The following is a 12,568-nucleotide window of genomic DNA, read 5'->3' as shown; positions in this document are numbered from 1 at the left end:
CTTTTCGGTGCTTTCTTCTTATGACTTCTATAGCGCGCAGCGAAGATTTTCTGCTGCATTTCCTTATGGCTCAACCTATTATAGGCCATATTCACCGGCCGCTGATGGCGATTTGGGCAGTCATGTTCCAGCGCAGGCGGTCATCCCAGCGTTCCGGGTCAATGGTCACCGTATACGTAATATCCCCCCGCTTTTTTTCCCCATAGGGCCGGATAAACTTGACCCGGCCGGGGATCTCCAGCTCCGGAATGCCGTCAAAGGTCATCAGCGCCACATCGCCGGGTTGTACCTTGGCAATCATTAATTCGGTCAAATCATCGCTCCGCACTTCCCAGGCCGCCTCGTTGGCGATCCGCACCAGCACCGTCCCGCTGGCGGCATGTTCCCCGACTTTTACATCCAGATAGGCCACCGTACCATCGATTGGTGCCCGTAATTCGGTCTTATCCAGTAAGCTTTCGGCCTCCACCAGCAAACTTTCCTGGGTCTTTAGATCGGCCTCTGCCTGGGACAAAGCGGCCCGGCTACGCTCGGCGGCGGTCCGGGCCTGATCAAGCTGCTGCCGGGAGGTGGCTCCGGCCTGGTCTAGACGCAGTTGCCGCTCAAGTTCCCGCTCCGTGTCCGCCACATTAACCCTAGCCTGTTTCACAGCGGCGTCAGCCCGGCTTACATCGGCCCGGGCGCTGCCCACCCGGGCCTGATAATCCTGGCGTACCAGCCAGATTAGCGGCTGTCCGGTCCTGACCCGCTCCCCTTCCTCGACCAACACTTCACCGATGGTGCCGTCTACCGGCATCACCATCTGCGCATAACGCACCGGAAAGACAATACCTTCGGCCAGCACCCTCTCATCCGCCTTAACCGGCGGCAGTTCCTGTTTTGCAGCCTGCCGCTCCTGGCTCAGCCACCATATACCGGCTATAATCACCGTCAAAAGCAGAACCACCGGCAGCCGGCGGCCTTTGATCAAGCTGCTTGCTGCTGCTAAAACCAGCTTGCTGAAGCCGGTTTTTTTTCCTGTTGGCCCGCTATTATTCATAGTTAAGCACCTCCCGTACGCTCATTCTGGCCGCGTTCCAGGCCGGCAACAGGCTGGCCAGCAGCGACAGCGTGACCGACACCCCCAACCAGATGCCTACTCCCGTAAAACTGAAATAAAAATCTAATGGATAATGGAAAAACAGCAGGCCAACCTGGTGCGCAAGCAGCGCGGCCATAGGCACGGCCAGCAGCGCTCCCGCCAGCCAGCTAATCAGGCCAATGCACAGGGCTTCCAGCACAAACACCCGGGCGATATCCAGACTGGAGGCACCGATGGCTCGCATCACACCAATTTCCCGCGTCCGTTCCAGCACATTGAGACCAAGGGAGCCTGCCAGTCCCAATGCGCCCACAACAGCCAACAGTACGACCATAATCAGAAGAAAGGCAATCAATATACCATTCCGTTGTTGAATACGCTGCTTGGTTTCAAAAACAGGAGTTACCCGTTTAACCTTCAGCCCCTGACGTTTCAGATGTTCATCCACAGCGCGCCCCAGAGTTTTCTGCGCCTGCGGCGCGCTGTCTGTAGCCACAATTTGTACCGAACGAGCCCGGCCGGCCTCCTGTATCGCCCCGCTCAGCCAACCGTACGGGGCATACACGTAGGTCCCTTCCAACACGCCCTGCGCAATGCCCACCACCGTAAGCCGCAGTTTATGATCGCCTATTTTTACAACCGCCGGCGCACCGACCGTCAGTTGCGGATTGTCGTTCACCGTTGTGGTATCCACCACCAGCGCATTCTCATCGCCCGGGACAAGCCAGCGCCCAGAGCGAATTACCGGCCGGATAATCTCTGTATCGACCGGTGGCGCTAAAACGGTTACTTCGCTGCTGGCCGCATTCTCCGATTCCTTCCGTTCATCCCGCAATATTCTGCCGGGAGTATAACCCCAGACCTCGGCGGCCTTTACCCCAGGTACCCGCATTACCGCCTGGTCAATGCGGTTCGTCCGGTAACTTTCGGTAAATTGCACCATAACATCGTAACGGTAATAATCCAGGGTCTGTTCCAGACCCGCATATAAGGCGGCCCGCAGGGAAAATACCGCCATAAACGCCGTACCGGCCATAGTCAGCGTAAGCAGCGTAAGCACCAGACGGCCCCGCTGCCGGAAGGTGTTCCGTAAAGACAGCACTACCGGCCGGGGCAATTCTTTCAGTTTGGCCAGTCCAGCGTCCAGGCAGCGGTCAAAGCGCCCGCCGGGCACCACGCCGCCAATCCCGTAGTCGCTGATAGCCTCCCGCACAGTGCGGCCCGTTCCCTGCCAAACCGGCCACAGGGCGGCGGCAAGCGGCCCCCCGAGCGCTACCGCTGTTTCCAGCAGGAGCACTCGGCCCGGAAATTCCAGGCCGCCGGAATCAAAATTAAACATCCCGGCCATAAAGCCGGTCAGGGCGCTGGCCGCCAGGGCGCCCAGCGGGGCGGCCACCACCAGGGCCAGGATACCGTACGCTCCCACAAGCGTCAGATACATCCGGAGCAGTTGGTTCCGCTGCGCCCCAATGGCCTTCATAATTCCCAGTTGCCGCACCTGCTGTGTCAAAATGGCCGCGACGGTATTGACCAGCAAAAAAGTGCTCAACAGCAGTGATAAAACTCCCATTACTGCCAGCAGCAGAAGGATGGCACTGATTGGTCCGTGCATAAGATGTTCGCCGGGTTTGTTAACCAGAAACCAGGTTACCGTCGTATTTCCCTGCTCCAGTTTGCTGAAAGCCCGCCGTCCTACCGCCTCAATAGGGGCCTTCTCTTTACCCTGCAGCACCCAGGGTTCAACCACCAGGTTCACCTGGTTGAGGCGCCGCTCTTCGTCCAGTTTTTCCAGGGTATCCATATCGATGTAGCCGTAAGCACGGCCGCTGAACAGGCTGGGAAGCTGACTGGAATCATATACGATCCCGGTTATCTTGAGCAACCGTTTATTGCCGGCGGCGGTTTCCACCAGAATGCGGCTCCCCTCGACCATACCCAGTTGGGTTACGGACGACCGCTCCAGAAGGACATCGCCGTCCCCCGGCGGCCAGGAGCCTGACTCGGGACGTACCACATTCACCTTTTGTTTAATATAGTCCGGAATGGCGGTCAGCCACATTTGCCGCCACTCGCCGCCGGCGGTGCGCACCCTTACGTCCGCATTGAACCGGCCGTCGGCCTCCCTGACGCCTCGCAAACTGCGAATGCTGTCAATGAGTTCCTCGTCAAAAGGATCGGCATACAAGCTGACATCGGCCGGTGAAGCCGCTCCCCAGCTGCCCGCCAGATCCCGCTGAAACATCAGGTAGGAGCTGTACACCATCCCGACGGCAAACACGCCGACTGTAATGGATAACACCACCAGCAAGGTCCGCAGCTTGTTCCCTGCCAGATCAGCCCAGACTTTGCGCCAGCGCGGCGATAGCAACAGAGATCTGCTCACGCTGGACCCCCGCCTTCGCCAACCGGCACGACTCGGCCCTCGGCTACCGTAATAATCCGGCTGCTTTGGCGGGCAATATCCTGGTCATGGGTAACCATAACAATGGTTTTGCCGGCCCGGGCCAGTCCCTGGAAAAGGGCAAGCACGGCCGCTGCTGTCCGGCTGTCCAGATTACCTGTCGGTTCATCTGCCACCAACAGCGGCGGGTCATTGGCCAATGACCGGGCTATAGCCACCCGCTGCTGCTGCCCGCCCGACAGAGTGGCCGGCAGCTTGCCGGCCTGAGCACTAACACCGACCAGCTCCAATAATGCAAGCGCCCGCTCCGGCCGTGCCGATTTTTCATAGACATGACAAAAATCCATAGGCAGCATGACATTTTCCAGCGCCGTCAGTGTCGGCAATAATTGAAAAAATTGAAACACCACGCCCAGGGTCCGGCCCCGCCATACGGCGGTTTGGTTCTCGGTCAGAGTATGCACCGGCGTTCCTGCCACCCATACTTCCCCGCCGCTGGGCCGGTCAATGCCGGTAATCATGTTAATCAATGTAGATTTGCCGCTGCCTGATTTCCCGACCACAGCCACAAACTCGCCTGGCGCCACCTGCAGGTTTACTTCTTGTAAAGCCGTGAACTCTCCGGCACCGGTCACAAATACCTTGTGCACCCCGGCAAGCGCCACTGCCGCCGCCCCCGGCCGGGGCGGCGGCAGTGGCGCCGCCATCAGACGCGAAAACCATGTATCCACTACAAATCGCCCCCCCTGCCGCTTGCAAGTTTGCTACAGCCGGCCTTCCACGCCGAAAACCACTTGCCGGGAAGCCATAGGCTGGGTTCCGACCGTTTCAAACAGATATAAGGTTTCATAGGCCCGGTTGGCCAGATTATAGACCTTGGTATACACCTTGACATCGGGATTGACCTGATAGCTGGCCGCAATATCGGTTACCCAGTACTGTTTGGAGGTAAAGGTCTCCAGGCTGCGGCCGGTGGCGCCGCGAAGGGAAACATTGACATTCCAGGCATCGTTGTGATAGCCAAGTCCAAGACGATACATATTGGGATTGCTGTTGGTAGCATCCGCCAGATACCCCTGTCCGTCCTGGTTATTCTCCCTGACCTGCAGGTATGAATAGCCGGCGGTCAGATCCCAGTGCTCAGCCAGCGGCTGTGTCACCATCAGGTCAAGCCCCCGCTTTTTCTGTTTTGCTTTGTTAACTGTTTGACTGTAATAGGTAGTTGGATCGACAAAAATAATATCCCAGGCGAAAGCATTCTTTAAATAGCTGCTGAACAGGCTGGCCTGGATTTTGGTTCCGCCGGGCAGTCTGGTGTTGGCGCCCAGGGTGGTGGTATGTCCGCTCTCCGGTTTAAGATTGGGGTTGCGCCGGTAACTTGGATCATCCGGTCTGAATAAGTCAACCGCATTAGGCCCCCTGAACACCTCGCCCCAGGACAGATAGACATTGGTGTCTTCATTGATTTTCCGGTTAAGGCTCATCCGCATCGTCGATTCACTGTCATATTCACTGGCGTCATCGTAACGCACGCCGCCGGTGAAAGTCCAACGGGAATCCCAGCTCCAGCGGTCTTCCAGGAACAGTCCCAAATTGCGCATTTTAGTGTTAACGTAGTCGATTTCCCGATTGTCGACATAGGAATTGCGGTACTCAACCCCGCCCAGCAGGGTATGGCGGTCGCTCAATTTTCGGGTCTGATTCCATTCCAGGCCGTCGTCCTCACTGATGTAAATAGACAGAGAACCCGGAAGAATGTTGGCCCAGCGCAGCTTGTAATGATTGCGGTAAAGCTGCAGGTTGTTGGTCACTTTTTCTCCCTGCTGCCAGCGGTAGGCCAGCGACACATTATTCTGGGTGATCTGACGGTTGGAGTCAGGGCGGAAAAATTCGTAACCCGCCATACCTAGTCCCGGCTTGGATATCGGCGAGCCGGCATCCTCCCGCAAGTGATCAAAGTAAAAAGTCAGGGTCCGGTTGCCGCCGAAATCCTTGTCGAGGCGGACCGAGGCGTTCTCTCTGCTGAAATCACTGTTGGGCATAGTAACAACCCGGCCGGTAAGCGGGTCTTTGTATTCATAATGATCCTGCGTCCACCGCCCGGCCGTTACCATATAGCTGATATCGCCGCTCGTGCCGCCGGTTTGCAGATTGTAGCGCCTGGAACCCCAGCTGCCGAATTCGGTCGAAGCCAACGTACGATTTTCCGCTCCTTTACGGGTAATAATATTAATAACACCGCCAACCCCGGAACTGCCGTAAAGCGAGGAGGCCGCGCCCCGCACTACTTCAATTCTTTCCACATTGCTCAGATCGGGCACCATCCCCAGACTGTAACCGGCGGCCAGGTTATCCGTCCGCTGCTCCGAGCTGATCCGGCGGCCGTCCACCAGAATAACCACCCGGCTGTCACCGTTGAGGATTATGGAAGAACTGTCTCCCACACTGCCGCCCTCTACAGTCACATTAACGCCGGCCTGATTCAAGGCCTCGGCGACGCTGGTAATGTTCTTTTTTTCAATCTCCTCCCGGCTGACCACCGTTACATTGGCGGCGGTTTCCGATACCTTGGTCGGCATACGGCTGGCCGTCACCACATATTCTTCCAGGCTGAATTCCGCCTCTTCCACTTCCTCCGCGGTCGCCTGCGCCGGCACGCCCAACAGCAGTACCCCGCTCAGCACCATGAGCAATATCTGTTTTTGCCTTTTCCTCTTACCCATACTTCCCTACTCCCCCTCTATGAATGTAAAGCCTTGCTGATTTTCCAGCTTCCCGCATGCAGGCGGCGCTGCCAAAAATCGTAATATTGGCCTTCTTCCGCAATTAGTTCCTGATGAACGCCTTTTTGGATAATTTTCCCGTCATCAATGACCAATATCTGGTCAGCCTCCCTGATGGTGGACAACCGGTGGGCAATGACCACCAGCGTCTTGTCCTTAACCAGCGCATTGATGGCCGCCTGGATATGCTTTTCATTATCGGGATCCACACTGGCCGTGGCCTCATCCAGCAGGACAATCGGCGCATCCTTGAGAATGGCCCTGGCAATGGAAATGCGCTGCTTCTCCCCGCCGGACAGGGAGGAGCCCCCTTCGCCCACCAGGGTATCATAGCCTTGTTCCAGCTCCATGATAAAATCATGACAACCGGCTTTCCGGCAGGCTGCTGTTACTTCTTCCTGGGTAGCGTCGGGTTTGCCGAATTTGATGTTATTCAATATCGTATCGTGAAACAGGTATACTTGTTGAAATACCATACTGATATTTTTGAGCAAACTGTCGCAGGTCATTTCCTTTATATTCACACCGCCAATTTTGACTTCGCCTTCCTGAACATCCCAAAACCGGGCGATCAAATTGGCAATGGTTGTTTTCCCGCTCCCGGACTTGCCGACAAGCGCCGTCATACTGCGCTCCGGAATACGGAAACTAACCTGCTGCAGCACTTTTTCCCGCTCATACGCAAAAGAAACATTGTTAAACTCAATAGCGAAATGCGCCAGTTTTACATCCTTGCCGTCGGCATCAATAATAGCTATTTGCTTGATGGCATCATACCGGTTAAGGGCAACCTCCATAATTCGCATGATAACGCCCAGTACCCCCAGTATTTTAAAAGGAAGATAAAATTGAAACACAAAAATTAACATCATCAACAAAAAAGACAATTCCATGGTCTGCTTAAGGGTAAAATAGCAGGCCGCCAGCACGGTAAGACCTATTCCCCAGGCGAAGCAACTGTCAAACCGCAGACTGGGCGGAATAAACTCTTCTTCAAAACGGATAGACATATCCCGGTGCTTTTGAAACTCCCGGTTTATTTTCTCCCCCCGTTGACCGGTCATATTGAAGGCTTTTATTACGGAAATTCCTTTTACATATTCAAGAACGGCGCCAATCAGACGGGACTGGCTTTCTTGTTTGAGCACGGTCTGCCTTTTGGCCACCCTGTGAACCCTCTCCAGGGCAATAAAAGCCGACAGTAAGGTAATGATTGCAATCATGCCGATTCTGTAATCCAAAACAGTCATTATAATACAGCCGATCGGCGCGCTTAAATAAATGGAAATAACGCGGGCCAGCACCGACATGGAATGTTCTTCGATAAAAACCAGATCCGAAGTAATTACCGCCGTAATATTGCCAATATTCCCCTCAGAAAAATATCCCATCGGCAGTCTTTTTAAATGATCGCCCAGCTTGATTCTTTCTTCGGCAAAAATCTCGTACCCGGCGCTGCTCTGCAAGCCGTCAACCAGGCGTTTGGACAATGCCCGTAATACCACGCTGGCGGCAACAACAGCGCCTGCAATCCAGGCATCGCGGCTCGCAAGACCGCCGGACACCAGTTTAATAAGGATAAATAAAACCGCGAGAATAGGGACCTGCGTAAAGATGGCTTCAAAAATGCTGGCAACAAAAGCCAGTTTTATTCTCCCGGCATATTGGCCGGAAAGTCGTAAAATCCTGCCGATAATCCTAAGCATTTTGTCCCTCCTTAACCTGAATTCCCCAGTCCAGCGTTTGCTGGTGTGAATCCCATAGCGACTGGTATTGCCTGGATTTTACCAGCAGTTCGGCATGAGTGCCCTGCATAAGCAAACGCCCTTTATCCATCAGCAGAATTGTATCGGCCTCCACAATTGTAGAAAGCCGGTGAGCAATAACAACCACGGTTTTACCGATAATCAGCTGATTTAACGCTGCCTGGATTTTATCCTCGTTTTCCGGATCGGTAAAGGCGGTAGCCTCATCCAGAATGATAACAGGAGCATTTTTCAGGATCGCCCTGGCAATGGTAAGACGTTGCTTTTCCCCGCCGGAAAGCTTATTTCCCGCCTCGCCGGCATTGGTGTAATACCCCTTTTCCATTTTTCTAATAAATTCATGGCACATAGCCATTTTCGCCGCCGCCATAACCTCGTCATCACTGGCCTCAGGCTTGCCGACACGAATATTCTCCATGAGAGAATCCTTAAACAGAAAAGTGTCCTGTGAAACATAACTAATTAAATTCATCAGTCTTGCAAAAGACATATCGTTAATATTGACGCCGCCGATCGTAATCCGGCCCTCTTTAACATCCCAAAAATGCACCAGCAGCTTAGCCAACGTACTCTTGCCGCTCCCGGATGCGCCAACAATGGCCGTAACATTATTCTCTTTAGCACAAAAGGAGACCCGGTCAATGACTTCTTTGTGATCATAGGCAAAAGTAACATCCTGGAATTCCACGTTATAATTGTCCGGGGCAATTCCCTGATCAGCAAGCGTCAGTTCTTCACCGGTAAAGGTTTTTTCCAGTTGGCCTATTTTATGCTTAAGGACAGGAAGGGTGGGGAAAAATTCCACCAGCCGGATAAACGGCTGACCAAGACTCATTGATAACAGCAGGGCAAAAACAAAGGTAGCCAGGGTTAACGTTCCATCGAGATAAAACATACTGCCCACAGGCAGTAAAAACAGTATGGTGCAGGGCAGAACCGCGCCGTAAACCGCCATATACGTCCACGATTCACGGAACCACGCCAGTGTATACTTTTTATAATCTTCCACCGACGACACATAGTTTTCGTAAGAACTTGTCGTCCTGTTAAAAATTTTAATGACTTCCATGCCCGAGATATATTCAATTATGGTTGCGTTCATTTTTCTCGCAGCGCTATAATAGCGTTCCATTTTTTTAGTTCCGCTCTTCGTCATTATGATAATAGCAAGCAGGCCAATGGACACTGCGGCAATCGAAAGCAGGGCCAGACGCCAGTCCAGAATAAAGAAAATAAGATAAGCAACGACCGGTGCGAGGACATAAGGTATGCCTTCCGGCAGCATATGGGCAAGCAACAGCTCCACACTTTCGATGTCATCGACAAAGTTTTTCTTATAACTGCCTGTCCCGTTCGTATGGATATCCCCCAACGACAATTTGGTCAGCTTATCGGCAAATTTTATTCGCATTCCCATCAGCGTGTCATAAGCCGCCTCATGCGACAATGTCAATCCCTTGTAATACAAAAATGACTGTAATAACAAACAGACAACAACGGCGCCGCTCATAAGCAATACGTACCCCGTCGTGGCGGTATGCGTCTCCACGAACCGTAAGATAATATCATACGCAATTAGATAAGGGCAGATTCCCGCAACAACGCTGCCTAAAATAAGCAGTAATGCGCAATATATCTTATTGCTGTGTTCCTGGGCATAAAATAAAACTTTTTTGAACCCACCCATGTTTCCCATCCTCCAATCATCCCACCAGTGTCAGGCAAAAGACTGCAAAACGCCGGTATTCCCCTTTTCGCCGCAGCTAAGGCAATCTGGTTTGACCGCGTTCACAGCCCTATCCACCCCAGGGACAGGCCGGCGGTCTTGCTGTCCTGATACCAGAGCGCGGCAACAATCGCAACAAAGCAACCGGCAATCACCATGTCAGCGAATAAAATCCGCACCTCGCGCAGTGATGTTCTTTGATTAGTCCCGTCAATTCCTCTGGTCAGCGCTGCCGCCGACAATTCATCCGCCAGCTTCACACTCCGCAGCAGCAGGGGCACCAAAATATATTCCAGCATCCTGACCGGCTGAACTAACAGCCCCTTAAAAGAAAGCTCTATATTGCGCATTTTCATGGTATCCAGAATATAGCCCAGCTCATCTTTTACTGTGGGTAAAAACCTGAGAAGTACCGCCAGCGGTATGATCACCGCCCGTGTGAATCCCATTTGTTCCATAGCGGTAATAAAATCGTTTATTTTTACCGTGGTCACCAGCCAGTGTCCCAGCATGATAACCGGAATAAACTTCATGCAACTGTAGACGAACACACTTAACAATATCTTGATATTCTCCACACCCGCCAAACCAATTAACGTATCTATAATCAGACAAAAAGCATACGCCAGCAGGAACGGCTTGCTGCTTCGGCCTTTGCCGGCAAGCAGCAAGATGGCAAAAGCTACGATTAAAGATAGCAGCATAGTCATTTTTTGCGCAGTAAAGAAAAGCATCGTACTGAAAGCCAGCGACATCAGGATTTTCATTCTGGGATCCATATCCCGTAAGCCTCTGCTTGTTTTGCCAATAAGCAAACTGTCCGTTTTATCTTCCCAACACTGGCCGGCAGCTTCTTGTTTAACCACCATTTTCATCGGTTGCACCTCCCTTCATAAGCCACGATTCACCGTCCGGATTTGTACCGCCGGAGCAAAAAAAGCCCGCCGCGTTACACAATACCGGCCTGAATGAAATGTTTTTTTAAAACTCTCCTGCCGAATAAAGCTCCCAGGAAAGCACCCGCTGCCGACGCCGTTAATATCCAAAAAAATACCGGCCCGTTTAACAGCGCAATGATTGCATTAACATAGCTTTCGTCGTAGCCCCTGCTGACAGCCATTACTTTATACGCATCCGCAAAAAATACCATCGGGGCAAAAGAACCGAAGGAATACCCGCAAATAAGAACGGCGTAGCCTGATGCAATTCTTTTAAGATTTTTGTAGTTTCCCCATACAATAATTTCTCCCAGCACTGCGGCAATGACAATGGCACTGACCAACGGCCAGGAAACGCCGAAAAGTAAAAATACCGTCCCCTGCAAAATACCACTGATCAGGAATGCGCCTATTTTCGAAACCTTTACTATCAGGAGTAAAAACACCGCTCCCAGTGGAATAGCAGCAATAGCCGGAGCAAAAATTGATGTAACCGGAATCATTCCCAGAACCATGACAATAATCAAAAAAATAATAATGAATACTGCATTGAGCACGCCTAAAACAACCATGTCCTTAATCTGCATTTTTTTGTCTTTCCCATCCACAATAGCTTCCCCCTTGTCGTCTTACCTGCCAAACATAGCGATTGGTCACTGGGACAACTCATTTCGGTGATATTGGTTCTCATTGTCGGTAATAAAAGAATCATACCGCATTGTCCCAGCTTTCTTCTAGGTCAAAAAGGATAAAATTTGTGGTAAAAAGTATTTAGGCACAAAGAATGCAATATCCCTTGTGCCTAAATTGATCCAGTTTATATGTTTTTACTGTACTTGGATGGATTAACACCATATTTTCTTCTGAATTTTTCCGCGAAATAGCTTAAATCGTTATAACCTACCAGTAAAGCAGCTTCTGTGACTTTCAGCTTTTTATCCTCTATCAGCAAACGCGCAAGTTCCAGCCTTTTATCAATAATATAAGCATGAACAGGCATGCCGAATAATTCTTTAAACCCGGTTTTCAGTTTATATTCATTCAGGTAAATCAATTTTGCCAGTTTTCCTATTGTCGGCGGCGCTACAAGATTTTCGTCCAGAATTCTTCGGGCTTTATACAGTGCCTCCCGGTCATAGGCCGAAACCTCGCCGGCAGAAGACATTGCCTCATCCTCAAAGACAGTCTCGTCCAAATAGACGGCAATCAGCTCCAGTATTTTTCCTTCAAGATAGATTCTTTTGAGCTGTTCCCGATAACGGCAATTCATCATTTCGTTGAGAATCAGGCGGATAGCCGGGGAAATTTTTCCATTATATAAAAAATTACTGCCGGTAAACAATCTGTTGTGTGCCTGGTCTTTTTCTCTGTGTTGCATAAAACTTGTAATGATGTCAAAATCAAACTCCACACAAATCCCCAAAAAGCGGGAACCCGGATCATAGCTGCTGATACTGATGCCTTGGTCGCGGTTGAATATACAGCTTTCCCCACAGGCGATCCCATATTCCCGCTTCGGATTCCCCTCCACCCGCCATAGAAATCCCTCTCCCAGACAAAAAGCCAGACTGTACAGGGAGCTGCCCTGTCTTTCCCCCATTGTCATCCTTTCATGAAAAGTCATATCGCTGATTGATATTCTCATGGAAGGTTTGACAACAATGCGCCGGCAATAGCCCTCGCCAACCGCTTCCGGTACTTTCATCTCATTTTGAAACGAATTGGTTCTGTAAATATGATTGAGCCCAACACATATTGGGCAAGTTTCGTCCTGCGGATTAAATATTTGATATTTTGGCCCGGCATTTTTTATCATGTTATCCCCCCTTGGTATCGATAAGTATATCAATGGATATACGAGGATAATCGCCGG

Annotated in this window: 9 protein-coding genes; all 9 read right to left on the bottom strand. The window is 51.6% G+C overall.

Translation table 11 applies throughout. The features are described from left to right. Positions 1-91: 91 nt before the first annotated feature. Positions 92-1,039, bottom strand: coding sequence for an efflux RND transporter periplasmic adaptor subunit (locus SPTER_RS05940; RefSeq protein ID WP_144349481.1), 948 nt, complete (start codon positions 1,037-1,039; stop codon positions 92-94). After that, positions 1,032-3,464: an ABC transporter permease gene (locus tag SPTER_RS05935; protein ID WP_144349480.1), complete on the bottom strand. Its 2,433-nt coding sequence runs from the start codon at positions 3,462-3,464 to the stop codon at positions 1,032-1,034. Before SPTER_RS05935 ends, SPTER_RS05940 begins: the two co-directional genes overlap by 8 nt. Continuing rightward, a complete protein-coding gene (locus tag SPTER_RS05930) occupies positions 3,461-4,213 on the bottom strand; it encodes an ABC transporter ATP-binding protein (protein ID WP_246105500.1) in 753 nt (250 codons plus the stop codon). Before SPTER_RS05930 ends, SPTER_RS05935 begins: the two co-directional genes overlap by 4 nt. Positions 4,214-4,246: 33 nt before the next feature. After that, positions 4,247-6,205: a TonB-dependent receptor plug domain-containing protein gene (locus SPTER_RS05925; protein WP_144349479.1), complete on the bottom strand. Its 1,959-nt coding sequence runs from the start codon at positions 6,203-6,205 to the stop codon at positions 4,247-4,249. Positions 6,206-6,222: 17 nt separating this feature from the next. Then, positions 6,223-7,971 (bottom strand): ABC transporter ATP-binding protein, encoded by a 1,749-nt coding sequence (locus SPTER_RS05920; RefSeq protein WP_144349478.1) that lies wholly within the window; start codon positions 7,969-7,971, stop codon positions 6,223-6,225. Next, complete coding sequence (locus tag SPTER_RS05915) at positions 7,964-9,718, bottom strand: ABC transporter ATP-binding protein (protein ID WP_144349477.1); 1,755 nt, start codon at positions 9,716-9,718, stop codon at positions 7,964-7,966. The genes SPTER_RS05920 and SPTER_RS05915 overlap by 8 nt, the downstream gene beginning before the upstream one ends. Positions 9,719-9,819: 101 nt before the next feature. Beyond that, positions 9,820-10,632, bottom strand: coding sequence for an energy-coupling factor transporter transmembrane component T (locus SPTER_RS05910; protein WP_144349476.1), 813 nt, complete (start codon positions 10,630-10,632; stop codon positions 9,820-9,822). A gap of 74 nt (positions 10,633-10,706) precedes the next feature. Further along, entirely contained in the window at positions 10,707-11,303 is a 597-nt protein-coding gene (locus tag SPTER_RS05905; protein ID WP_144349475.1) for an MptD family putative ECF transporter S component, read from the bottom strand. Between the two features lie 209 nt (positions 11,304-11,512). Beyond that, positions 11,513-12,511, bottom strand: coding sequence for a helix-turn-helix transcriptional regulator (locus tag SPTER_RS05900; protein ID WP_144349474.1), 999 nt, complete (start codon positions 12,509-12,511; stop codon positions 11,513-11,515). Between the last annotated feature and the right edge of the window lie 57 nt (positions 12,512-12,568).

It is taken from the genome of Sporomusa termitida (assembly GCF_007641255.1).
Lineage (GTDB): Bacteria > Bacillota > Negativicutes > Sporomusales > Sporomusaceae > Sporomusa > Sporomusa termitida.
Note: the sequence above shows the minus strand (reverse complement) of the source record. Positions and strands in the feature narration are given on the sequence as shown.